Here is a 23,369-nt window from a genome sequence, read left to right on the forward strand (position 1 = left end):
GGTGTCAGGAAGCCGGGCGCGGCTGCGGGCGGGTCGTGCCCGGGAGGCAGGTGACCGCCGGGTTGTACGTGGTGAACTGGCCCTCGGGGTTCTTCTTCCACAGCCAGAGGTGCAGGGCGTAGTGGACGGGCTGGCCGGGGAAGTTGCCGCGGTTGGGGCCCTTGAAGGGCATCCCGAACATGCTCGGCCGGTCGTCGTCCGTCTTCAGGTTCTGGTCGCGGTCGTAGACCAGCCACTGCACGCCGACGAGACGCTTGCCGCCCTTGCCGTCGTCCTCGTAGAAGAGGGCGGTGGGCTTGGCGGGGTCCGTCGAGTTGTCGTAGGCGTGGTTGAAGTGCGGGTAGCCGAGCGCGCCCGTGCCACCCGCCCGGTCGTAGACGCAGTACTGATCGGGCTTGTAGCCGGCCCGCACCCCGTTCGTGTGCTGCTGGTACGGAGCGGTCACCCGATAGGTGACGGCCTTGTCAGCCGCTGCCCTGCCGGGCTCCGGTCCGGGTCCGGCGACGGCGACGGCGGGCGCCACGGCGAGCGTGGTGGCGCCGACCAGGACCAGGGCGAGCGTGCGGGCCATAAGCGGACTCCTCAACGGCGGCGGGGCTCGGAACGCCCCCTAGGCCTTCCCCCACCCGCCTCATCCGTCCCATGGACGGTCCGGACGGAGGACACCCGGCCGGGCGGCCCCGGTCCCGCCTGCGGCGGGGCAGGCGGGAGTGTGACGACGGGACCCAGCCACGCCCGAGGAGCGCGGGGACGACCTCGTCCCAGACCTCGCGGGGGAACACCTCGTGACCGGTCCGCTCCATGGCGAGGAAGCGGGCGCCGGGGATCTCGGCGGCGAGGGCGCGTCCGTGCTCCAGGGGGACCAGCGAGTCCTCGGTGCCGTGCAGGACGAGCGTCGGGGCCGTGATCGCACCGAGGCGGTCCCGCCAGGGTGCTCCGGCGTCGATCAGGAAGGGGTTGGTGACGAGGAGACCTCACGGCGCACCGCTAATCCGGAGGCCGTCGTCCGGGAGATCACGTTGGATGGGCCCATGACGACAACTTTCGAAGCCCTGTTGCCCGGTACCGAGCGGGCTCTGCTGCATCGCGTGGCGGTCGCCCAGTCCGAGGGGCGGGCGCCCTCCTACGTGGGGGCCGTGGTGCGTGAGGGAGAGCTGGTGTGGAGTGGTTCGCGCAGTTGCGTGGACGGACACGCGCCGGACGCCGACACCCAGTTCAGGATCGGATCGATCACCAAGGTGTTCACCGCCGTGCTGGTGATGCGGCTGCGGGACGAGGGGCTCCTCGGCCTCGACGATCCGCTGGAGCGGCACCTCAAGGGCACGGGTGCCGGAGACGTGACGATCGCTCAGCTCCTCGGACACAGCGGCGGTCTCGCGGCCGAGACGCCCGGGCCGTGGTGGGAGCGTTCGTCCGCCGCGCTGCGGCCGGAGCTCTCGGACGTCCTGGGGGAGCAGCCTTTCCTCCAGGCGCCGGGGCGCCGTCACCACTACTCGAACCCCGGTTACACGCTGCTCGGTGCACTGGTCGAGGCCGTGCGGGGGGTGTCCTGGGAGGAGGCGCTGCGGCGCGAGATCCTGGAACCGCTCGGGATGAGCCGTACGACGCTCGATCCGGTGGCCCCGCACGCGGGTGGCTGGGCGGTGCACCCCTGGGCCGATGTGATGCTGTCCGAGCCGTCCGAGGACCTCGGGCTGATGGCGCCGGCCGGACAGCTCTGGTCGACGGCGGCGGATCTCGCCCGCTTCGCCGCCTTCCTCGCGGCAGGTGACGAGCGGGTGCTCGTCGAGGCCTCCGTGGCGGAGATGCGTGCCCCGGCCGCCGCGGTCGGGGAGGGGGACTGGGAGGGAGGATATGGGCTCGGTCTCCAGCTGGTCCGCAACGACGGCCGGACTCTGGTCGGCCACACCGGGTCGCTCCCCGGTTTCGTCGCCGCCCTCTGGGTGAGCGTGGAGGACGGGCTGGCGGCGATCGCCCTCTCCAATGCCACCTCGGGGCCGCTGACAGCGGTCGTGGCCGCCGATCTCGTACGGATCGTGGCGGAGGCGGAGCCGAGGTTCCCGGAGCCCTGGCGCCCGCTTCCGGAGGCCGAGGCCGACGAGGAGCTGCTGGCTCTGACGGGCCCTTGGTACTGGGGCACGTACGCCTACGGGCTCCGGCTCGGCCCCGAGCGGAGTGTGGTGCTCGAACCCCTGCGCGGAGCCGGGCGGCGGGCCCGCTTCCGGGCGCTGCCCGAGGGTGGCTGGGTCGGGCTGAACGGCTACTACGAGGGGGAGACGCTCCGGGCGGTGCGGCGCGCCGACGGCAGCGTGAGCCATCTCGACCTCGGCTCCTTCGTCTTCACGCGGGAGCCCTACGCGCCGACGGATGTGGTGCCGGGTGGCGTGGACGAGGCGGGCTGGCGCGGCCTCTGAGCCGTTCTGCGGTGTTTCACGTGAAACAACCCTGATCGGCGTGCGTGAAACAACCCTGATCGGCGTGCCGGGACCGCGTCCCGGCACGCCGGTGGAGTACCCCGCCGCCTCAGAGGTTCTTCTTGAAACCCAGGTGAGAGGCCTCGAAGCCGATTCGCTCGTAGAAGCGGTGCGCGTCGGTGCGGGTGACGTCGGAGGTCAACTGGACGAGCCGGCAGCCCTGGCGTCCGGACTCCTCGACGGCCCACTCGATGAGCTGGGTGCCCAGGCCGCTGCCGCGCTCCTCGGCGTGGATGCGGACCCCCTCGATGATCGAGCGGGTGGCACCCCGGCGGGAGAGGCCGGGGATGATCGTCAGCTGGAGGGTGCCGACGACCTTGCCCTCGCGGACGGCCACGACGAGGTGCTGCTGGGGGTCGTTCGCCAGCCGCTCCAGGGCCGCGAGATACGGGCCCAGGTCGTCCGGGGATTCGCGCTGCGCGCCCAGCGGGTCGTCGGCGAGCATCGCGACGATGGCTTCGAGGTCCTCCGCGGTGGCGGGGCGTATCTCAAGATCGCTCATGCCCCGCAGGGTACGCGGGGAGGTCGCCGCATCACCGGTGACGTGCCGCGCGGGTCAGGCGGGCGGTGTGTCAGGCGGGAACGCCCACGCCTTCCACGACCTGGACCAGCGGGGCCAGCTCCGGGTTCCTGGCGGCCTCGTCGAGCGCCTCACGCAGAGCGCTGTCGTTGGTGGGTCGGGCCTCTGTCAGGAGCTTCTGGCCGGCCTCGGTGACATCGGTGTAGATGCCGCGCCGGTCGGTGGCGCAGAGGTACCGGGTGAGCAGGCCCCGGTCCTCGAGCCGGGTGACCAGCCGGGTGGTGGCGCTCTGGCTGAGGACGACCGCGTCGGCGACCTGCTTCATCTGGAGGTGCCCGCCCGGTCCGCTGTGCTGGCGGCTGAGGACGTCGAGGAGCGAGTACTCCCGCACGCTCAGACCGTGCCGTGTCTCCAGGGCGCGCTCGATGTGCGACTCGATCCTGCCGTGCAGCAGGGAGAGGGCGCACCAGCGCTGGGAGAGTGCGGTGAGTGCGGGGTCCGTCGCGGTCATGGGTCGCTCCTCGGTCTCTCCTCGGCACCGGAGTGGTTCTCGACCCAGGGTAAACGATGCGGCGCAATAATGCGCGTGTGCAAGTAAATTTGGAGGGGCCGGACTGCGCCCGGGTGGGGCGGCCGGGCCGCGCCCGCCCTGACGCCGGTGGCCGTCCCCGCCCTGGCGTCGGTGGCCGTCCCCGTCCTGACGCCGGTGGGCCGGGCCCGTGCTACCCGGCCGCGACGGTCAGAGGGGCGAAGCGGCGGCGCCAGTCACCGGGGAGGTCGGGGAGCGAGCGGACCATCACCGCGTTGAAGGCGATCGGGGCGAGGCCGTTCTCCTTCACCCAGCTGAGCAGGGCCGAGTGCCGCACGTCGATGTCCGTGCGCAGCGGGCGGTCGGTGGCGGTGGCGAGGGAGGCGATCAGAGCCTGGGCCGTGGCGGGGTCCCGGGCGATCAGCGGTCCGACGACATGGGTGTCCATGTTGGGCCAGGCCGCCGCGAAGCCGGTGATCTCGCCGTCCACCTCCGCGACCCGGAGATGGTCGGCGAACGCGGGCAGCCGGGTGATCACATGGGTCCGGTCGAGGCCGAAGATCTCGCGGTCCAGGCGCAGGATCGCCTGGAGGTCCTCCGCCGTCGCCGGGCGGACCGGAACGGCCGGGGCGGGTGTGGTGAACGTGAAGCGCCCGCTCACCATCTCCGCGCGGCCCGTCTCCGTGAAGCCCAGCTGCTCGTAGAGGGGTTGGCCGTACGGAGTGGCGTGCAGGGTGAGCGGGGTGTCCCCGGCCTCCGCCAGGACGTGCTCCATCAGCCGGCGTCCCACCCCTCGGCGGGCGTACTGCTCGGCGACGAGCACCATGCCGATCGCGGCGAGCCCGGGGCCGTACGACGTGACCACGGAACAGGTGATCAGCCCGGCTCCGGAAGGGTCGTCGATGCCGTAGCCGGTGCCCGCGGCGAGCAGAAGGCCCCACTTGTGCTCCTCGCGCGGCCAGCCCCGGTTCTCGGAGAGGTCGGCGCAGGCGAGGAGGTCGTCCGTGGTGAGGCGCCGGATGGGGAGCTGGGCGAGCGAGGAGGGGGGAATCGGCATGCTGTCAGGCTGGCCGACGCGGTGATCTTCCGTCCACCGGTTTAGCGGATCTGGTCGATACGTGTGTGGGGTGTGGGGCAGGCGGGACAGGTGGGGAAGCGGGCAGGGCAGTCGGGGAGCCGGTGCGGGGTGGGTACCAGGACGAGGGCGTTGATTTCCGGGTCGTGGGATGGAGACGATGTTTCACGTGAAACAGCGACAGCGACGACTGCACTTCTTCGACCTCGACGGCACCCTGATCCGGGGGTCGGCCGCGGCGGTGGAGATCTCCCGGCAGCTGGGCGTCGACGAGGAGATCGCCGCCCTGGAGAAGAGCTTCCTTCTACAGGGGCTCACCCCGGACGAGTTCGCGGTCCAGGCCCACGCGCTGTGGTCCGCGCTCACCGTGGACCAGGTCGCGGCGGCCTTCGAAGGGGCGCCCTGGCTGCTGGGTATTCGCGAGGTCTGGGCAGACATCCGGGACCGGGGTGACCGCTGCGCGGTCATCTCGCTCTCTCCCGACTTCTTCGTCGAGAGGCTTCTCGACTGGGGCGTCGACACGGTGCACGGGTCGCACTGGCCGACCGTCCCGTTCACCGAGCCGATCCATCGGCCCGGCATCCTCGACGCGCGCGCGAAGGTACGGATCGCACGGGAACTCTGCACGAAGTACGGGGTGGACCCGTCCCACTGCGTCGCCTACGGCGACTCGATGTCCGATGCGGAGCTCTTCACGATCGTGCCGGACACCGTGGCGGTGAACGCGGACCACCACCTGGCCGGGCTCGCCCGCCACAGCTACACCGGAGGGGATCTGCGCGAGGCCTACGCCCTGGTCCGAAACAGCGCAGCTTAGTCAGAAACCCTGCCCTTTGGCCCGAGAACGCCGCTTTCCCTCCGAAGCGGCGCCTCGAGGGAGCATGCTGCGTCCACGGAAGCCGGCCAGCGATAGGCGAGGCACATGATGGATGCTCCGACCACCACGAGGGCAGCGGAGGACGGGGACGGGCCGGAGCGCCCGGTGGGGGGCGGCAACGAGCCCCGCCGCCCGGCGGATGACGGGAACGAGCCCCGAATACCAGCGGAAGCCTCCACCGACGCGGTGCTCGTCCGCCGCACCCTCGCGGAGATCGCGCCGGTCGCCGACCGGGTCACCTCGTACTTCTACGCCCTGCTCTTCATCGGGAACCCTGGGCTGCGCGACATGTTCCCCGCCGCCATGGACACTCAGCGGGACCGGCTTCTGAAGGCCCTGCTCACCGCGGCGGAGCACCTGGACGACACTCCCGTGCTCACCGCGTATCTGCAGAACCTCGGCAGGGGGCACCGCAAGTACGGCACCCGATCCGCCCACTACCCGGCCGTGGGCGAGGCTCTCATCGGCGCGCTCACGCGGTACGCGACGACGACCTGGGACGAGGAGACGCAGGCGGCCTGGGTCCGTACGTACACGACGATCTCCCAGATCATGATCGACGCGGCGGCGGAGGACGAGCGCTCGGCGCCCGCCTGGTGGCAGGCCGAGGTGGTCTCGCACGATCTGCGGACCCCGGACATCGCCGTGGTCACGCTCCGGCCCGACCAGCCGTACTCCTTCCTCGCGGGGCAGTACACGACGCTGGAGACCCCGTGGTGGCCGCGGATATGGCGTCACTACTCGTTCGCCTCGGCGCCCCGGCCCGACGGGCTGCTCTCCCTGCACGTGAAGGCGGTTCCGGCGGGCTGGGTGTCGACCGCGCTGGTCCACCGGGCGCGCCCCGGAGACATCCTGCGCCTCGGCCCCCCGGCGGGTTCCATGACCGTCGACCACGACACGGACACGGGCCTGCTCTGTGTGGGCGGCGGCACCGGGATCGCTCCCATCAAGGCGCTGGTGGAGGACGTCGCCGAGCACGGGGACCGGCGTCCGGTCGATGTCTTCTACGGGGCCCGCAACGGCCACGACCTCTACGACATCGACACGATGCTGCGGCTCCAGAAGACCTTCCCCTGGCTCTCCGTCCATCCGGTCACCGAGGCGCAGGGACGGCTTCCGGAGGCTGTCTGCCGCTACGGCTCCTGGAGCGAACGCGACGCCTATCTCTCGGGGCCGCTCGGCATGGTCCGTCGTGGGGTGGACGTGCTGCGGGGAGCGGGGGTCCCCGCGGAACGCATCCGGCACGACTTCCTCGCCGAACTGGCCCCGACGGCCGATGATCAGCCCAGGTCGGGGGCGTGCATCGCGCGGACGCCCTCGATGTTGCCGTCGAGGTAGTGGCGCAGCGAGAGCGGAACGAGGTGCACGGCGGCGATGCCGACCCGGCTGAAGGGCACCCGGACGATCTCGTACTCGCCGACGGGCTCGTCCATCTCGGGGCCGTGCCGCAGCGTGGTGTCCATGGAGTCGAGGCGGCACACGAAGAAGTGCTGGACCTTCACCCCGGAGACCCCGCCGTCGACGATGTGCTCGACGGTGTCGACGAAGCAGGGCACCACATCGACGATCTTGGCGCCGAGTTCCTCGTGGACCTCGCGGTGCAGGGCCTCGACGACGGTGGCGTCGGTGGGTTCCACACCTCCGCCGGGCGTGAGCCAGTAGGGATCCATCCCCGGCTTGGTGCGCTTGATGAGGATGAGGTCGTCCCCGTCGAGCAGGATGGCGCGTGCGGTGCGCTTGATCACGGGCCGTTCGTTGATGGGCCGTTCGTTCATGGGAAGAAAATGGCCCGTCCAGGGTGTCCTGAAACGCGCCGCCCCCGGCGGAAACTCACCCGTCGCGGAACGTCGAGGCTCGCCCCTCGCGGAGCCTCACCGGTCGCCGTGGAAGGACGGGACTCCCTCGCGGAGGCTCACCAGTCCCCCGCGGCCCGCAGGAGCTCCTCGTGGGCGCGGGCGATGGGCGACAGCGCGAGCGTCCCCGTCCGTACGACCAGGAAGTAGGTCCGCAGCGGAGGGACCGGAGGATCGAGCAGCGCCACCAGCCGGCCCTGCTCCAGGGCCTCCTCGCACAGATAGCGGGGCAGGACGGCGAGCCCGGCGCCGGAGGCCGCGGACTCCCGGACGGCGCGCAGATCGGGGGCGATCACGGTGGCGGCGACCGCCGGCTTGGTCTCGAAGACGCTCGCCCAGTAGCGGGCCACGAACGGCAGCGACTCGTGCACCTCGACGACCGGCAGCTGCTCCAGGACCACGGCGCCCTTGCGGAGGAGGACGTCGGGGGAGAGCCGGGCCGCCCAGCGCGGGGCCGCGACCAGCACGTACTCCTCGTCGCAGAGCGGGGTGGAGACGAGCAGGCCGCCGCGGGGCCGCGCGGTGGCGACGGCCAGATCGTGGTGGCCCGCGGCGAGTCCGTCGAGGATCTCCTCGGTGTTGCCGAGGAACGACGTCCGTACGGCGAGCCCCTGCCCGACCAGCGGGGTGAGGGCCGGCAGGACGCGGAGCGCGGTGAACTCCGGGGGACCGGCGACATGGAGGGTACGGACGCCGCTCTCCTCGTCGAGCCCGGTCTCGGCGATCTCGACGAGGGCGTCCAGGTGGGGAGCGGCGCGGTGGGCGAGCTCGTCGCCGATGGTGGTCGGCGTGACGCCGCGGGCCTGTCTGAGGAAGAGAGGGCGGCCGAGCTGTCGTTCGAGCGTCCGGATCTGGCTGGTGACGGCCGGCTGGGAGAGCCCGAGGAGCGCGGCGGCGCGGGTGAAGGAGCCGGCCCGGTGCACCGTGACGAACGTGCGCAGCAGGGCCAGATCCATGTGCGCCCCCTCCCGGCCGTGCGGCCGTTCGACTCAGGCGGTCGGCTGACTGCGCCTCAGGAACGTCCAACTATAAATAAGTCGATAGGTCTCTGTCGCTACCGTGATTGGACACTGACGCACAGTCAACTAGCCTTGTTCAGGCGGTCTCCGCGCGTGGAACCGAGGCGTTCCGAGCCACGAGGGGGGAGGCTCGGAGCGCCTTGTTCCGTGCGCCCGGGACCGACGCCGGCCCTGCCGGGACCCCGTGAGGACGGTGTCCGGGGCCCGTGGGGACCGGCCCCGGAACCGGTCCTCACAGCCGTGAGGCCCCGGAACCGGTCCTCACGGCCGTGAGCCGGGCGGGCCCGGGCCAGGACTGGTCGAGGGCAGGCCCAGGTCGGGCCTCGACGGGGGCGGGTCTAGGCCCCGGCCTCGTCGAGGGCCCGCAGCACATCGGCGATCAGGTCCTCCGGGTCCTCGGCGCCGACCGAGAACCGGATGAAGCCCTCCGCGACCGCGTCCCCGCCCCAGCGCCCGCGCCGCTCCGCCGTGGAGCGCACACCGCCGAAGCTCGTAGCGTCGTCCACGATCCGCAGCTCGTCGAGAAACCGGTCGGCCCGCTTCCGGTCCGCCAGCTCGAAGGAGACCACGGACCCGAAGCGCCGCATCTGCCGGGCGGCCACCGCGTGCGAGGGGTCGTCGGGCAGCCCCGGGTAGCGCAGCCCGGTCACGTCCGCGCGCCCCGCGAGCGTCTGCGCGAGTGCGAGCGCGGTGGAGCACTGGCGGTCGATCCGCAGCTGCAGCGTGGCGAGCGAACGGTGGGCGAGCCAGGCCTCCATGGGGCCGGGGATGGCGCCGACGACCTTGCGCCAGCGCCGTACCTCCGCCGCCCGCTCGGGATCACGGCAGCTGACATGGCCGAGCAGGATGTCGCCGTGCCCGGTCATGCCCTTGGTGTCGCTGGCGACGGAGAAGTCCGCGCCCAGTTCGAGCGGCCGCTGGCCGAGCGGGGTGGCGAGCGTGTTGTCGACGGCCACGAGCGCGCCCGCGGCATGCGCCTCGCGCACCAGCCGCCGGATGTCGCAGACGTCGAGCCCGGGGTTGGACGGCGTCTCGATCCACAGCAGCCGGGCCCCTTCGAGGACGGCGAGCTGACCGTCGCCGCCGGTGGGCGCGGTGCGGACCTCGATGCCGAACGCCCTCAGCTGCTCGTGCAGCAGCGGCAGCGCCTGGTACCCGTCGCTGGGCACCACCACGATGTCGCCCGTCCTCAGCTGAGAGAGCAGGACGGCGGAGATCGCGGCCATGCCCGAGGCGAAGACGAGCGTCTCGACGCCCTGCTCCCCCGGCGCCTCCAGCTCGCCGATCGCCCGCTCCAGATGGGTCCACGTCGGGTTCTCGTCGCGGCCGTACGCGTATCCGCCGGTCGGCTCGCCCGGCAGATGGAAGTGCGCGGCGAAGACCGGCCCCGGCAGGGTCGGCTCGTACTTCACGGGTTCGGGCAGCCCTGCCCGGACCGCGCGTGTGCCGTCGCCGTAGTGCTTGTCGGTCACGGTGTCCGTTCCTCCAGTTCACGGCGTACGGCCGCGAGCAGTCCCCCGCTCGCGGCCTCCACCATCTCCAGGCACTCCTCGAAGCCCTCGCGGCCCCCGTAGTACGGGTCGGGGACGTCGAGTCCGTCCCCGGCGGCCGGGTCGTAGGAGCGCAGCAGTCGTATCCGCGCCGCCTCTTCGGGCGTCCGGGCGAGCTCGCGGAGCTCTCGCAGATGCCCTTCGTCCAGCGCGATCACCAGGTCGAGGGCGGGGAACCACGAGGCGCGGAACTGGCGGGCCGTGTGCGCCGAGGTGTAGCCGTTCTCCTCGAGAACGGCGACCGTGCGCGGGTCGGCGCCGTCGCCCTCGTGCCAGCCTCCGGTTCCGGCGCTGTCGACCTCCACCAGGGTGCCGAGGCCGGCGTCCTCCACCTCTCTGCGGAAGACGTGCTCGGCCATCGGCGATCGGCAGATGTTGCCGGTGCAGACGAAGCAGACGCGGTAGGTCATGGTCTCCACTCAGTCGCCGTCGGGGAGCACGACGTTCAGCGCCCAGGAGACGACGGAAATGATCAAACCGCCGAGGACGGCGGTCCAGAAGCCCTCCACATGGAAGCTGAGGTCGAACTGCTCGGCCAGCCAGGAGGTAAGGAGCAGCATCAGGGCGTTGACCACCAGGGTGATCAGGCCGAGCGTCAGAATGAAGAGCGGAAGCGTCAGCAGTTTGACGATCGGCTTGACCAAGATGTTCACGAGGCCGAAGACCAGGGCGACGAGAATAAGGGTCAGGGCCTTCTTGCCGGTGCTCTCGCCGGTCAGGGTGATGTCCTGGAGCAGCCAGATGGCGACTCCCAGGGCGCCCGCATTGGCGAGCGTCTTGACTACGAAATTCATCATGTGTCTGATCGTGGCAGACATGATCGGGCCGAGGGCAGGGGCTGACAGGCGATGAAGGCATTCCGACTGGATGAACTGGAGGCGGAGCGTGCCGCGAACAAGGGCGCGTACCTCCAGTTTCTGCGGGAGCGGAACATGTCGGTGGGCCTGTACGCGCTGGACGCCGGTGAGCTCGACCCGCAGCAGCCGCACCGCCAGGACGAGGTGTACTTCGTGGTGAGCGGCCGGGCGGCGATCACCGTCGGGACGGAGACGACCCAGGTGGCGCGCGGCAGCGTGGTCTATGTGCCGGCCGGGGTGGAGCACAGGTTCCACCACATCAGCGAGGACCTGCGGGTGATGGTGGTCTTCTCCCCGCCGGAGAGCTGAGCGCCGCGCGCCTGAGGGTCGAGCGGGGCGGAGCCCCTAGGGGGCGGATCAGGGGAGAGCGGGGGCCGCAGGGCCCCCGTGCGCCTCGCCCGGACCCTAGCCTTGAGGGTGTTCGGCGCGGAGTGTGCGGAACAGATCTTCGAGAGCGAGGGAGAGGGCGATGGCCGTACAGGAGGTTCTCGCGGGAATGCCGTGGTGGGTCAAGTGGGTCGCCATACCCGTACTCGCACTGCTCGTCTTCGGCGGACTGATCACCAGCGTCCTGGCCTTCGTGGTCGGACTGCTCTTCAAGGTGCTGCTCTTCGTGGCCCTCGTCGCCGGACTGATCTACGTCGTACGGAAGTTCAGCTCCTCCGACCGGTCGCGCGAGGAGTGGTAGCACAGGCTACCGATCGGTATGGAGCCGACGGAGGGTATTAGCCCGGCCGGGGGAACGCGCTGGTCGATTCAGGGCGCGGGCCCAGGAGCTGCCACTAGAGTGGAATCCCTCCGCCGCGTTGGGGACTACAGGCGTAGACCTCCCTACTGACCAGCGGTTTCCCAGGCCCGGCGGGCGCGCGGGGGCGGCCCCCGCGGGCGGGTGCGATGCATCCGTCGTCACGCCTGGGGGTGACCTTTGGCCACGGCTACGCAGACTTCTGCTCCTACCCTGATCGGCTCGGTGCAGCGCGCACTGAGACTCCTGGAGGCCGTGGCCTCCCATGCGGAAGGCGCCCCGGCCAAACAGCTCGCCCGTGAGACGGGCCTTCCGCTCCCCACCACGTACCACCTGCTCCGCACCCTGACGCACGAGGGCTATCTGGTCCGCGAGAAGGGTGTGTTCGTCCTGGGCGACGCCGCGGTCCGACTCGCCGGCGGCGGAGATGTGCAGAATCGTCGCATCAAGATCGAGGACTCCCTTGCCCGTTGGCGGGATGTGATCGGTGTGCCGGTGTACTTCGCCCTCTACCGCGAGGGTGAGATCGAGCTCGTCGCCGTCGCCGACACTCCTTCCGCCCCCGCGGTCGAGGAATGGGCCGACTTTCGCGAGACCGCGCACGCCCATGCGATCGGGCAGTGCCTCTTGAGCCAACTCGATCTGAAATCTCGTCAAGACCACCTTGACCGCCACCCCGTGGAAGCCATCACTCCGTACACGCTGCGTAACCGCCGTGCGCTTTTGGAGCGTTTGGGCGGTTTGGGGCGAATGGAGCCCCTGGTGGAGCGTCAGGAATATGCACTCGGCACGGTCTGCGCCGCAATCCCCATCACTGCGGGCTCCACGGCGGCCGCAATGGCCATTTCCCTCCCCCTTCACCAGGAAGAACGGTTGCTCCCAGCAGTCGAGCAACTACGTACAGAGATCGGGAGGCTCTTCAGTTCGCTCGCGTTCTCTATCAGTATCTGAAAAATCACTCCTTGTGATCTGCTAGTGCTTACAGCACGATTGCGTCAAGAGGGCCACGGGGGATCATTCCTGGCCGTTTCGGTCACAGCTTTCAGCAGCTGTGTTTACACAACTGCTTCATCTACTGCGGGGTACATGATGCGAGAGTCGGTTCAGGCCGAGGTCCTGATGAGCTTCCTCGTCTCCGAGGAGCTCTCCTTCAAGATCCCGGTTGAACTCCGATACGAGACCCGGGATCCCTACGCGGTGCGGATGACCTTCCACCTCCCCGGGGACGCGCCTGTGACCTGGGCGTTCGGCAGGGAGCTGCTGCTCGACGGGATCAACCGGCCGAGCGGGGACGGCGATGTGCACATCGCCCCGACCGAGCCCGAGGGCCTCTCGGACGTCTCCATCCGGCTTCAGGTCGGCGGTGATCGTGCCCTGTTCCGGGCGAGCGCGCCGCCGTTGGTCGCCTTCCTCGACCGTACGGACAAACTGGTGCCACTCGGTCAGGAGCGGACACTCGGCGACTTCGAGGACAACCTGGAGGCGGCACTGGGCCGAATCCTGGCCGAGGAGAGCGCGGGCCCGGCCGCCTGAGCCGGCGCCCGTCCGCGGGTCCTGTCCCGACGCCCGGCCGCCTGAGCCGGCGCCTGTCCGCGGGTCCTGTCCCGGCGCCCGTCCGCGCACAGACTCGGCGCCCGTCCACGGGCGTTGCCCCGACGGCCGTCCACGCGCACTGTCCCCGTGTGCGTTCCCGCCACCGGCTCGGCGCCCGTCGACCCGTGCGTCTCACTTCGCACGGCGGCGCCGTCCGCCCCGTACCGCCGCGGGCTTCCTGCCGTCCGCGCTCGGCCTGCCTCCGTCGTCCGTGCGGTCGGCGGAGACCACCAGCGCCGCGAGCGCCGTGGTGAGCGGCACGGAGGCGACCAGACCGATCGATCCGACGAGCGTCCGGACGATCTCCTCGGCGACCAGCTCGCTGTTGGCCACCGTCCCCATGCTGCTCTGCGCGATGGAGAAGAGCAGCAGCAGCGGGAGGGCGGCACCCGCGTAGGCGAGCACCAGCGTGTTCACGACCGAGGCGATGTGGTCGCGGCCGATCCGGATCCCTGCCCGGTACAGCGCGCGCGGTCCCATGCCCGGGTCGGCCTGCTTCAGCTCCCAGACCGACGACGTCTGGGTGACCGTGACGTCGTCGAGCACACCGAGCGAACCGATGATCACCCCGGCCAGGAGCAGGCCGGACATGTCGATCTCCGGGTACAGGCCGTGGATCAGGCCGGTGTTGTCGTCGGTGTTGCCGCTCAGCGAGGCCCAGCCGATGAACACCGAGCCGAGCAGACCGATCAGCAGCAGGGAGATCAGGGTGCCGAGGACCGCGACCGAGGTCCGGGCCGAGAGCCCATGGCACATGTAGAGCGCGATCAGCATGATGGCGCTCGATCCGACCACCGCCACGACCAGCGGATTCGACCCGTCCAGGATCGCGGGCAGGATGAAGAACGTCAGGATCAGGAAGCTCACGACGAGCGCGATGAGGGCCATCACCCCCTTCAGCCGGCCGACGACCACGACGGCGACGGCGAAGATCCCGGCGAGCACCGCCATCGGGACCTTCCGGTTCACATCGGTGACCGAATACTGCAGATCGCGCGGGGCGTCGGGAGCGTACGCCACCACCACGCCCTGACCCTCGTGCAGTTGGCGCGGTGCGTCCGGCTGCACGATCTCGGTGAACGTACGGCCCTTCTCCGGGCCGCTGGTGACCTCGATGGTCGCCTTCGTGCACTCCCCCTGCTGTGCGTTGACCGCCTCGCGTCCCTGCGGGGTCGAGGTGTCACCGGTCGGCGGGACCTGCCCCGCGTTCACGGAGGCGCAGTCCACCTGCTCGGCGGCGACGACCTTGCCCTGCTCCGTCTGCCGGTCGAAACCGACGCCGGTCCGCTCGTGCGGAGGGGTGCCACCGGGCCACAGGACCACGAGTCCGACCACGACCGCCGTGGCGAAGGGGATCAGGATCGCGGCGATGACCCGGCGCAGATGCCGGGACACCGGGGTGGCGGGCCCATGACTGTGGCTGTGCCCGTGGGACCCCTGTGCCGGACCGTGCCCGTGCGATGCCTGCGTTGGACTTTGCCCGTGCGATCCGTGCGATCCATGCGTCGGACCGTGCCCGTGCGGTCCATGCGAACCGTGCGATCCGTGTGCCGGATCGTGCCCCTGAGAGCCATGTGGCTGAGCATGCCCATAGGGACTGTGGTCGTGGTCGTGGCCGTGCGGCTCGGGAGGCTGTTGGGGGGAAGTCACCGACCGATCATCGCAAGAACGGCGGGGGCCCACTGTTCAGCACGCCAGGGATGACGCTAGCGTGGTGGCACCTTTGCACACGCGGGAGCTCGGAGCACCGGGCTGAGAGGGCGCTGATCACCGTACGCGCGTACTGATGTACGTACGGGAGGAGGCTGCGCCGACCGCCGAACCTGTTACCGGGTAATGCCGGCGTAGGGAGATCGGTCTCATGACCATTCAGGATGCACGCACGCCTGCCTCCGAGCAGGACGACACCTCTGCCGACGGGGCCCGCACGCCGGGCTGGCACAAGGGGTACGTCCAGGGCTCGCGCCCCGACCTCAGGGTGCCGGTCCGTCAGGTGCACCTCACCAACGGCAAGGACGTCACGCTGTACGACACGTCCGGCCCGTACACCGACCCCACCGTCGACACCGACGTACGGCGGGGTCTTCCGCCGCTGCGCGAGAACTGGATCATCGCGCGCGGCGACACCGAGGAGTACGCGGGCCGCCCGGCCCGTCCCGAGGACGACGGCATCAAGCACACCTCGCCGCGCGGCGGGGGACTGAGGAACCTCGACGCGGTCTTCCCCGGCCGGCCGCGCGTGCCGCGCCGCGGCCGAGACGGCCAGGCCGTGACCCAGCTCGCGTACGCCCGCCGGGGGGAGATCACCCCGGAGATGGAGTACGTGGCGATCCGGGAGAACGTCTCCCCCGAGGTCGTACGGGAGGAGATCGCCGCGGGCCGCGCGGTGCTTCCGGCGAACGTCAACCACCCGGAGATCGAGCCGATGATCATCGGCAAGCGGTTCCTGGTGAAGGTCAACGCCAACATCGGCAACTCCGCCGTCACCTCCTCCATCGAGGAGGAGGTGGAGAAGATGACCTGGGCGACCAAGTGGGGCGCCGACACGGTCATGGACCTGTCCACCGGCCGCAACATCCACACCACCCGCGAGTGGGTCCTGCGCAACTCCCCCGTGCCGATCGGCACCGTGCCGCTCTACCAGGCCCTGGAGAAGGTCGACGGCCGCGCCGAGGACCTGACCTGGGAGATCTACAAGGACACGGTCATCGAGCAGGCCGAGCAGGGCGTGGACTACATGACGGTGCACGCCGGCGTGCTCCTGCCGTACGTGCCCCTCACCGCGCGCCGCAAGACCGGCATCGTCTCGCGCGGCGGCTCGATCATGGCCGCCTGGTGTCTCGCGCACCACAAGGAGAACTTCCTCTACACGCACTTCGAGGAGCTCTGCGAGATCCTTGCGACGTACGACGTCACGTACTCGCTCGGCGACGGGCTGCGCCCCGGCTCGATCGCGGACGCCAACGACGCGGCGCAGTTCGCGGAGCTGCGCACGCTCGGCGAGCTGAACACGATCGCCAAGCGGCACAACGTGCAGACGATGATCGAGGGCCCCGGGCACGTCCCGATGCACAAGATCAAGGAGAACATCGACCTCCAGCAGGAGATCTGCGAGGAGGCGCCGTTCTACACGCTCGGCCCGTTGACCACGGACGTCGCGCCCGCGTACGACCACATCACCTCCGGCATCGGCGCCGCGATGATCGCCTGGTGGGGCACGGCGATGCTCTGCTACGTCACGCCCAAGGAGCACCTGGGCCTGCCCAACCGCGACGACGTGAAGACCGGTGTCATCACGTACAAGATCGCGGCCCACGCGGCGGACCTCGCCAAGGGGCACCCGGGCGCGCAGGAATGGGACGACGCGCTCTCGGACGCGCGGTTCGAGTTCCGCTGGGAGGACCAGTTCAACCTGGCGCTCGACCCGGACACCGCGCGCGAGTTCCACGACGAGACGCTGCCGGCGGAGCCCGCGAAGACCGCGCACTTCTGCTCGATGTGCGGTCCGAAGTTCTGCTCGATGAAGATCAGCAGGAGCATCACGGAGCAGTTCGGCGGCGAGGCGGACGCCAGCCCGGAGGAGATCGAGGCCGGGATGCTGGAGAAGTCGAAGGAGTTCGCGGCCGCGGGCAACCGGGTGTACCTGCCGCTCGCGGAGACGGGCGGCAGCTCGGCCGACTGACCCGGCCCGCTGCGGAGGGGGGCCGGGCCGGACCACCAGCCCTGGCCGGGCCCGCCTCAGTGGAGGCGGCCCCTCAGGCCCACCGGTCCGGGGTCGGCTCGCCTCAGTGGAGGGGGGCCCGCCAGGCCACCAGGCCCGGCCGGCCCGATTCCGCGAAACCCACCGCGAACGGCTTGTCGCCGGCGTCCGTCACCAGATGGATGCTGCACTCCGTCACGCTGTCGCCCGGCGGGATCATCCGGGCGATCCAGTCGGACGGGCAGCCGGGGATCTCCGTGTCGAGGACGTAGGGGGTCTTCCCCGGTATCTGCCGACCGCCCTCGGTGAGCAGGCGGACGTGGCCGGCCTGGTTGGTGTAGAGGTCCTTCGACCCGGTGTTGGTGTAGGTGACCTTCACGTAGTACGGGACGCCGCGCCGCTCGTTCTCATCGAGGTCGAGGTCCAGGTCCGCGAGGTCGGCCGCGCTGCCCCGGCGTACCGAAACGAGCTTGGCCGGCAGTTCGAGGACGTCCTTGCCGGTGAGAACGCCATTCTCACCGGCGTCCCACCGGACGCGGACGACGTCTTCAGGCTCCGCCAGCCCCGCGGACGCCGCCTCGACACCGCCCGCGACGGGCCAGGCCGCGACCGCGCCGCCCTTGTCGAGGTAGCCGTCGGCGTTGTGCGTCAGCGACAGCACGCCGACGCCCTCGGGCAGTACGTAGGTCACGCAGGTGTTGAACGAGTCGCCGGGCGCCAGCGTCCGCGGCGCGGTGTCCGCGCAGGGCAGGTCGCCCCCGCCCGGCCTGCCACCGCTGACGTAGGCCTTCTCCCCGCGCGTCCAGTCGGTGCCGTTCAGGGCGAGGTCGTTGTCCACCATGTAGGCGGCGGGGATCTCCTTCCGGCCGGTGTTGGTGACCTCGAAGGTGAGGTAGTGGGGGACCATGCCCTTCAGTTCCCCGTCCACGCGTGCCCCCTGCATGTCCTCCTCCGCACCCCGGACCAGGCTCTTGACCGTGATCCTGACCTCGTACGACCGGCGGTCGGTGCCCGTGTGGACGACGTCCCGTGCGCCGGTCCGCACCGGCAGGTCCGTCCAGGAGTCGGGCCGCTTCGCGGTTCGCTCCGCGGCGGGCTTCTCCGCGGCTCGCTCCACGGCCCCGCCCGCGACGTGGTCCCCCGCGCACCCGGCGATGAGGGGGATCGACGCCGCGCCCATGGCGGCCTTCCTGACGTAGCTGGACAGGCGCATGGATTCCCTTTGCCGCACGAAGATCCGGATCCACCGGAGGACCGACGCATCGTAGGACGTCACAGCGGGTGCGGAGGCGGGTGGGGGCGGTGGGTGGGGCCGGTGGGACCCGGGAACCCCCGCCTGCTGAGCTGCGACCTTGCGCGGTTCGGGCCCGTTCTCTGCGTCTACCGTGGCCCGCATGGCAGTGAGATCCGTATGGCAGTGAGAGCAGGCGAGCCCCGCAGGTTCGGGGTGGCGGAGGCCGAGGCGAGACTCAGGTTCGAGACAGAGTTCCAGGAAGGAGGAGTCAGCCCTCGACGCAGGCTGCTCGCGCTCGACGGAGCACCGGCCTTCGAGCTCTCCTTCTCCTGCGGAACCTGTTGCTTCCTGTTCCGTCGGCTGGAGGGTGCCAACGCGACGCTCTCGATCGCGAGCATGAGTGAACGCCTCGCGGAGAAGCCGGTCGGCCTGGACGACGACATCCTCGACACGTTCGGCTCCTTGCTGCCGGAAGGCGACTACCTTCCTCTGCTGCTCACCGTCGAGCCACGCCTGGTCACCCCGGGGCAGGAAGGCGACTACTTCAGTGGTGAGCAGGTGGCCACCTGGGGGATCGACCAGTTCTGGGGGCTCCCGGAGCATCCGAGAGTCCCGTACTACCGGACGTTCGAGACCGCGGTCGACGCAGGGGCGCACCTCTACGAGTTCGTCGTGCCGATGGTGCCGCCGCTGTGGAACGAACGCGAACGCGTGGCCGAGTACGCGGAGCGGCTGAGGCGCGGGGCTGTCCCGACGGCGGTGGCCGTGTCCACGCTGGACCTGTGCGAGCCCGCGATCGCTCTCACCGCCACGGACGAGTACCGGCACTGGGGGCTGACGCACTTCCTGCTCGACGGCCACCACAAGCTGGAGGCGGCGGCATCGGTGGGACGCCCGGTGCAGCTGCTCTCCCTGCTGGCGCTGGACGAGGGTCTGGCCGGGACCGATGACTGCCACCGGCTGGCAGAGCTGCGAGCTCAGCCCCGCCAAGCCCGTGCCGCCGCTCGGTAGTTCCGGTTCGACCCGGGCGTCGACGAAGACCAGCCGAAGCCCCGCCCGACCTGTGGTCGTCGACAGCCTGACCCTCCGATGTGCAGGGGTCAGGTGCGCAGGTGCGCAGACATCGTGCCGCGGCCCGCGGCCCCTGTGAGTCGCGGGCCGGTGGTGTGTCAGGGGCCGGGCTGGCCGGTGGGTGGGGCGGTGGCGGCGAGGACGTCGCGGAGGAAGGGCAGGATGCCCCGCTCCAGGAGGGCGCGGCGCCAGGCCTCGCGGGCGCGGGACAGTTCGTCGTCCGGTGCGGCTGTGGGCGGACCGCCCCTGCTCACCTCGGCCGGGCTGTTGCGCAGGGCCGTCACGAGGAGCCCGGCGGCCGCGCCGAGCAGCCCGGCGGCCGCCACCGCGCCGAAGACCAGGCCGGCCGTGAGCAGCGTCGCCCCGAACGCCACGGTGGGGGCGATGGCGTGCAGGACCGCGCCGACCAGCAGGAAGATGAAGGCGGCCGCGCCCGCGAGGACCGGCACCATGACGGTGAGGATCGCGACGACACCGGGCCCGGGGCCCGGGCGGTCCGCGGAGGCCGGTGTCCTGGTCCCGAGGGCCGCGCGGTGCTGCTCGCGGACCTTCACGAAGTGGTCGTACTCGCTCGCCGCCGCGCTGGTGACCAGAGTTGTCGCGTTCAGGGTCAGGGAGCGCAGCTGGGCGAGTGTGAGCCGGGTTCCCGCTCCGGCGAGATCCGGACGTGCGTGGGCGGTGCTCAGTGCGTCGTCGAGGACCCGCTCGTACTCGGCGCGGTCCTCGGTCAGCAGGTGCGGAGCCACGTTCATGTGCATCCCCCGATGCTCCGTAGGCCCGGATCAGCCGTCGGAAACGGTCGGTTGGGCGGAAACGGAGGAGAGCCTGCTACGGATGGACCCGATGGTATTGCGGTGGTGCCACGCGCTGACAGGGTGTTTCCGGAATTCGACTTCCCCGGATGCGGAGGGTTATGCGTCAGCCGTTCAGCGGGAGTTGGACGACCAGTAGCTTTCCGGCCATGGTCACTCCGCCGTCCATCGCGATCGCCAGACCGTCCGCGTACACGTGCGGTCCGTCGACGAGCGGGCCCGAACTGCCCTCGCCTTCCTCCGTGCCGACCTGGCCGAGGAGGTACGGGATGGGGCTGTGGCCGTGCACGATCCGGGAGCCGCCGTAGGTGGAGAGCAGCTCCTGGACGGCCTGCGGGCCGCCCTCGTCGCGGAACGCGAAGCGCTTGGTGAACTTGCGGAAGACGTCCCAGACCTCGTCGGCGTCGTTCCGGTTGAGGATCTCGTGGACCGTGTCGTTGACGTCCTCGATGGTCTGGCCGTAGTCGAGGTACGCGGTGGTGTCGGAGTGCAGGAGGAGGTGGTCGTCCTCCTGCACGACGGCGTCGAGCCGGGACATCCAGTGCAGATGGACGTCCTGGAGCCGGTCCATGTCGTGCTTCTGGCCGCCGTTGAGCAGCCAGGCGGCCTGGAAGGTGGCGGTGCCCGCGCCGGAGTTCACCGGGGTGTCGCCGAAGCGCTTGGCACCGATGAGCAGCAGCTCGTGGTTGCCCATGAGGGCCTTGCAGTAGCCGCCGGCGGCGGCGGCCTCGGCGGAGAGGCGCATGACGAGGTCGATGACGCCGATGCCGTCGGGGCCGCGGTCGGTGAAGTCGCCGAGGAACCAGAGGCGGGCGTTGCCCGCGGCCCAGCTGCCGTTCTCGTCGATGAGTCCCTGGGCGTGGAGGGCCTCGACGAGTTCGTCGAGATAGCCGTGGACGTCGCCGACGACGAAGAGCGGGCCCGGGCCTTCGCCGCTCGCCGGGGCGGGCCCGGGAGCGGGTTCGGCGGCGACGGGGACCTGGACGGTGTCCCCGCGGTTGATGACCGGGAGGTCGCGCTCGGTCGGGGTGTAGCCCTCGGGCATCCCGCCCTCGGGGAACGCGTTCCCCGGGTGGCCGGTGGCGACGGAGACGATGGAGGAGCCGGCCGGGGCCTGAGCGGGGGCGTACGCCGGAGCGGTGAGACGTCCCAGATGCAGGGTCGGCTCGGCGGGCGCGGGCGCGGGCGGACCGGCCGTGGGAGCGGGCACGGTGGGCGCGTGCGGGGGTACGGCGGGGACGGTCGGCGGCACGGAGGCCGCGGGTACGGCCGCGGGCACCGGAGCGCCGACGGCGGCCGTGGGTCCGGCAGGTCCAGCGGGTACGGCCACGGGTGCGTGCTCCGGGGGAGCGGGTTCGGCCGGTGGCGGCACCGGCAGAGGCTCCGTGGTCGTCGGATCGGTGGCATGGCCCTGTACGGGCACGCGGGCGTACGGCGGTACGCGGAAGTCACGCAATGTCGCCGTGCGCACCACGGGCTCCTGCCCGGCCCCCTGAGTCATGGACCCCTCCACCACGGTCGCGATGCCCTGCACATCGCGGACCGGCCTGGTCGGGGTGGCCCGCGGTGTCGTGCGCCCATCATAGGAATGAGCTTCCTCCTGTGTGACGCACCAGGGGTGGTGAATCCGGGTCCACTCCGGGTTCACCGGTTGTTTCGCCCGAATTGAGAAGGTCGAGTCCAGGGTTGAGGCCGGTTGGGTGGCCGGTTTCGCCGTCCCGGCCCACGGGCAGGGGCGGGACGGCGGATTCGGTGGAGCCGGTTGGCGGGGTGTCAGTCCTTCGCGGGTGAGCGCGGCGGGCTGACGGTGGTGCGCGGTGAACGGCGCTGCGAGGAGGTGCGGACGATGAGTTCGGTCGGTATCACCTGCTCGACGGGGCCGTCGGTGTCGATCCCTTCGATGGCGTCGATGAGGAGCTGGACGACGGCCGTGCCGATCCGGCGCGGTTTGAGCGAGAGCGTCGTGATGGGCGGTTCGGTGGTGGCGTAGACGGTCGACTCGCTGCAGCAGACCAGCAGCAGGTCGTCCGGGACGCGCAGCCCGTAGCGGCGCGCGGCCGCGAGGAGGTCGGTTCCGTTGGGGTCGAAGAGGCCGTACACGGCGTCGGGCCGGTCCGGTCGGGCGAGCAGCCGGTCGGCCGCGACGGCACCCGCGCACGGGTCGTGCGCCGGATAGGCCTCGTAGACGGGGTCCTGGCCCACCCGCTCGCACCAGTTGAGGTACGCGGTGGTGGACAGGCGGGTGTAGGTGTCGGTGGTGGTTCCGGTGAGGAGACCGATGCGGCGGGCGCCGGCGTCGGCGAGGTGGTCGAGCAGATCGAGGACGGCGGCTTCGTGGTCGTTGTCGACCCAGGCCGTGACCGGAAGGGTGCCGGCGGGGCGTCCGTCGGAGACGACGGGCAGGCCCTGCCGGACCAGTTCGGTGACGACCGGGTCGTGGTCGGAGGGGTCGATGACGACGGTGCCGTCGAGGGCGACGTTCGACCAGACGTCATGGCGGGATGTGGCGGGGAGGATGACCAGGGCGTAGCCCCGCGCGAGCGCCGCCGATGTGGCTGCTCTGGCCATCTCCGCGAAGTACGCGAATTCGGTGAAGGTGAAAGGTTCATCCCCGTACGTGGTCACGGTCAGGCCGATGAGTCCCGACTTCCCGGTGCGGAGCGTGCGGGCCGCCGCGGACGGGCGGTAGCCCAGCCGGTCGGCGACCTCGCGCACGTGACGGCGGGTGGCGTCGGGGAGTCGGCCCTTGCCGTTGAGCGCGTCGGAGACAGTCGTGATGGAGACCCCGGCGGCGGCGGCCACGTCCCGGATGCCTGCCCGGCCCTGCCGGCTTCCCCGGGTCTGTGCCCGGCTCACCTGGTGCTTCCCTGCTGCTGTCATGGCGAGCCGATAGTAGGGCGATGAGAGGTGGTTGGGCCGGTCGCATATGCAGGCGTTGACAGGCACGTTTCTGCATGGCCGAAGGGCGCCAATAGGCAAGGAATCCAAGGTAGTTAGGGTCTTCGCCATGGGACCTGTGGTTGCCGAACGGCGTAGGCCTGGTGTGGGGGCGAGGTCTCGAAGAGGTCTCAACTCACCTCTACGGGGGATGCGCGCCACGGCGCCCGCCACCGGCGCGCGCCACCCGGACGCGCGCTCCCCCCGGTTCGGGGGCACGGCGAGGGTGTCGCCGGGGGCGGCTCGCGAGGCGGCTCCCCGGGTCGCTTCCCGGCCGCCCCGGGGGCCGGCCGGGGTGGCGCGGCGGGTGGCGTGCGAGGGGCGGCCGTCGGGTCGCCGGGTGGTGCGCCGGGGACGCGGCCGTCGGGGTGGTGCGCCGGGGAATCGCGCCGATGTCGCTCGGGCGCCGCTCTCAGGGGTCGGTTTCGAGTCGCCGGGGACGCGGCCGTCGGGGTGGTGCGCCGGGGAATCGCGCCGATGTCGCTCGGGCGCCGCTCTCAGGGGTCGGTTTCGAGTCGCTCAG

Annotated in this window: 24 protein-coding genes; 9 read left to right on the top strand and 15 right to left on the bottom strand. The window is 70.9% G+C overall.

The annotated features are described in order from the left end of the window. Positions 1 to 4: 4 nt before the first annotated feature. Positions 5 to 571, bottom strand: a complete 567-nt coding sequence (locus tag ACZ4XX_RS04775; protein WP_468506528.1) for a hypothetical protein — start codon at positions 569 to 571, stop codon at positions 5 to 7. Further along, entirely contained in the window at positions 465 to 950 is a 486-nt protein-coding gene (locus ACZ4XX_RS04780; protein WP_468506600.1) for an alpha/beta fold hydrolase, read from the bottom strand. The genes ACZ4XX_RS04775 and ACZ4XX_RS04780 overlap by 107 nt, the downstream gene beginning before the upstream one ends. A gap of 81 nt (positions 951 to 1,031) precedes the next feature. Here ACZ4XX_RS04780 and ACZ4XX_RS04785 point away from each other — a divergent pair, with 81 nt between their 5' ends. Then, positions 1,032 to 2,414: a serine hydrolase domain-containing protein gene (locus ACZ4XX_RS04785; protein ID WP_468506529.1), complete on the top strand. Its 1,383-nt coding sequence runs from the start codon at positions 1,032 to 1,034 to the stop codon at positions 2,412 to 2,414. Positions 2,415 to 2,523: 109 nt separating this feature from the next. On the opposite strand, the gene ACZ4XX_RS04790 is transcribed toward ACZ4XX_RS04785, so the two are convergent. The 3 genes from ACZ4XX_RS04790 to ACZ4XX_RS04800 all read right to left on the bottom strand — a co-directional run bounded on the left by ACZ4XX_RS04790 (position 2,524) and on the right by ACZ4XX_RS04800 (position 4,580). After that, on the bottom strand, positions 2,524 to 2,976 hold the full coding sequence (locus ACZ4XX_RS04790) for a GNAT family N-acetyltransferase (protein ID WP_468506530.1): 453 nt from the start codon (positions 2,974 to 2,976) through the stop codon (positions 2,524 to 2,526). Positions 2,977 to 3,046: 70 nt separating this feature from the next. After that, entirely contained in the window at positions 3,047 to 3,505 is a 459-nt protein-coding gene (locus ACZ4XX_RS04795) for a MarR family winged helix-turn-helix transcriptional regulator (protein WP_468506531.1), read from the bottom strand. 211 nt (positions 3,506 to 3,716) lie between these two features. Beyond that, a complete protein-coding gene (locus tag ACZ4XX_RS04800) occupies positions 3,717 to 4,580 on the bottom strand; it encodes a GNAT family N-acetyltransferase (protein WP_468506532.1) in 864 nt (287 codons plus the stop codon). Positions 4,581 to 4,758: 178 nt separating this feature from the next. On the opposite strand from ACZ4XX_RS04800, the gene ACZ4XX_RS04805 reads away from it, so the two are divergent. Together ACZ4XX_RS04805 and ACZ4XX_RS04810 are read left to right on the top strand one after the other, a co-directional pair. Further along, a complete protein-coding gene (locus ACZ4XX_RS04805) occupies positions 4,759 to 5,415 on the top strand; it encodes an HAD family hydrolase (RefSeq protein WP_468506533.1) in 657 nt (218 codons plus the stop codon). A gap of 108 nt (positions 5,416 to 5,523) precedes the next feature. After that, entirely contained in the window at positions 5,524 to 6,813 is a 1,290-nt protein-coding gene (locus tag ACZ4XX_RS04810; RefSeq protein WP_468506601.1) for a globin domain-containing protein, read from the top strand. Here the strand turns inward: ACZ4XX_RS04810 and ACZ4XX_RS04815 are convergent. From ACZ4XX_RS04815 to ACZ4XX_RS04835, 5 genes are all read right to left on the bottom strand, one after another. Continuing rightward, on the bottom strand, positions 6,756 to 7,235 hold the full coding sequence (locus ACZ4XX_RS04815; protein WP_389033714.1) for an NUDIX domain-containing protein: 480 nt from the start codon (positions 7,233 to 7,235) through the stop codon (positions 6,756 to 6,758). The genes ACZ4XX_RS04810 and ACZ4XX_RS04815 overlap by 58 nt on opposite strands. A 152-nt stretch (positions 7,236 to 7,387) precedes the next feature. Then, on the bottom strand, positions 7,388 to 8,284 hold the full coding sequence (locus tag ACZ4XX_RS04820) for a LysR family transcriptional regulator (protein ID WP_468506534.1): 897 nt from the start codon (positions 8,282 to 8,284) through the stop codon (positions 7,388 to 7,390). 401 nt (positions 8,285 to 8,685) lie between these two features. Further along, positions 8,686 to 9,819 (bottom strand): cystathionine gamma-lyase, encoded by a 1,134-nt coding sequence (locus tag ACZ4XX_RS04825; RefSeq protein WP_468506535.1) that lies wholly within the window; start codon positions 9,817 to 9,819, stop codon positions 8,686 to 8,688. Continuing rightward, positions 9,816 to 10,307 (bottom strand): low molecular weight protein-tyrosine-phosphatase, encoded by a 492-nt coding sequence (locus tag ACZ4XX_RS04830; RefSeq protein ID WP_468506536.1) that lies wholly within the window; start codon positions 10,305 to 10,307, stop codon positions 9,816 to 9,818. Before ACZ4XX_RS04830 ends, ACZ4XX_RS04825 begins: the two co-directional genes overlap by 4 nt. A gap of 9 nt (positions 10,308 to 10,316) precedes the next feature. After that, entirely contained in the window at positions 10,317 to 10,694 is a 378-nt protein-coding gene (locus ACZ4XX_RS04835) for a phage holin family protein (RefSeq protein ID WP_468506537.1), read from the bottom strand. A 51-nt stretch (positions 10,695 to 10,745) separates the two neighbouring features. On the opposite strand from ACZ4XX_RS04835, the gene ACZ4XX_RS04840 reads away from it, so the two are divergent. The 4 genes from ACZ4XX_RS04840 (at position 10,746) to ACZ4XX_RS04855 (ending at position 13,032) form a co-directional block, all read left to right on the top strand. Beyond that, entirely contained in the window at positions 10,746 to 11,063 is a 318-nt protein-coding gene (locus tag ACZ4XX_RS04840; protein ID WP_360788105.1) for a cupin domain-containing protein, read from the top strand. Between the two features lie 160 nt (positions 11,064 to 11,223). After that, positions 11,224 to 11,442 (top strand): DUF5326 family protein, encoded by a 219-nt coding sequence (locus tag ACZ4XX_RS04845; protein ID WP_187621992.1) that lies wholly within the window; start codon positions 11,224 to 11,226, stop codon positions 11,440 to 11,442. Positions 11,443 to 11,712: 270 nt separating this feature from the next. Further along, on the top strand, positions 11,713 to 12,450 hold the full coding sequence (locus ACZ4XX_RS04850) for an IclR family transcriptional regulator (RefSeq protein ID WP_468506602.1): 738 nt from the start codon (positions 11,713 to 11,715) through the stop codon (positions 12,448 to 12,450). A 138-nt stretch (positions 12,451 to 12,588) separates the two neighbouring features. Next, on the top strand, positions 12,589 to 13,032 hold the full coding sequence (locus ACZ4XX_RS04855; RefSeq protein ID WP_030317990.1) for an SsgA family sporulation/cell division regulator: 444 nt from the start codon (positions 12,589 to 12,591) through the stop codon (positions 13,030 to 13,032). 192 nt (positions 13,033 to 13,224) lie between these two features. Here the strand turns inward: ACZ4XX_RS04855 and ACZ4XX_RS04860 are convergent, their stop codons facing one another. Further along, positions 13,225 to 14,742, bottom strand: a complete 1,518-nt coding sequence (locus tag ACZ4XX_RS04860; RefSeq protein ID WP_468506538.1) for a YibE/F family protein — start codon at positions 14,740 to 14,742, stop codon at positions 13,225 to 13,227. Between the two features lie 211 nt (positions 14,743 to 14,953). Here ACZ4XX_RS04860 and thiC point away from each other — a divergent pair, with 211 nt between their 5' ends. Continuing rightward, entirely contained in the window at positions 14,954 to 16,774 is a 1,821-nt protein-coding gene (gene thiC / locus ACZ4XX_RS04865) for a phosphomethylpyrimidine synthase ThiC (protein WP_468506539.1), read from the top strand. A 103-nt stretch (positions 16,775 to 16,877) separates the two neighbouring features. Here thiC and ACZ4XX_RS04870 read toward each other — a convergent pair whose 3' ends face one another. Further along, on the bottom strand, positions 16,878 to 18,005 hold the full coding sequence (locus tag ACZ4XX_RS04870) for a hypothetical protein (protein WP_468506540.1): 1,128 nt from the start codon (positions 18,003 to 18,005) through the stop codon (positions 16,878 to 16,880). A 198-nt stretch (positions 18,006 to 18,203) separates the two neighbouring features. Between ACZ4XX_RS04870 and ACZ4XX_RS04875 the strand changes: the two genes are divergently transcribed. After that, a complete protein-coding gene (locus ACZ4XX_RS04875; RefSeq protein WP_468506541.1) occupies positions 18,204 to 19,037 on the top strand; it encodes a hypothetical protein in 834 nt (277 codons plus the stop codon). A 158-nt stretch (positions 19,038 to 19,195) separates the two neighbouring features. Here ACZ4XX_RS04875 and ACZ4XX_RS04880 read toward each other — a convergent pair whose 3' ends face one another. The 3 genes from ACZ4XX_RS04880 to ACZ4XX_RS04890 all read right to left on the bottom strand — a co-directional run bounded on the left by ACZ4XX_RS04880 (position 19,196) and on the right by ACZ4XX_RS04890 (position 22,789). Then, the gene (locus ACZ4XX_RS04880; protein ID WP_468506542.1) at positions 19,196 to 19,855 is read right to left on the bottom strand and encodes a hypothetical protein; all 660 of its coding nucleotides are present in this window, start codon (positions 19,853 to 19,855) and stop codon (positions 19,196 to 19,198) included. Positions 19,856 to 20,015: 160 nt separating this feature from the next. Then, positions 20,016 to 21,410, bottom strand: coding sequence for a metallophosphoesterase (locus ACZ4XX_RS04885; protein WP_468506543.1), 1,395 nt, complete (start codon positions 21,408 to 21,410; stop codon positions 20,016 to 20,018). A 272-nt stretch (positions 21,411 to 21,682) separates the two neighbouring features. Further along, positions 21,683 to 22,789, bottom strand: a complete 1,107-nt coding sequence (locus ACZ4XX_RS04890) for a LacI family DNA-binding transcriptional regulator (RefSeq protein WP_041130217.1) — start codon at positions 22,787 to 22,789, stop codon at positions 21,683 to 21,685. Positions 22,790 to 23,369 lie beyond the last annotated feature (580 nt).

The sequence above is a fragment of the Streptomyces sp. NPDC029956 genome (assembly GCF_055574655.1).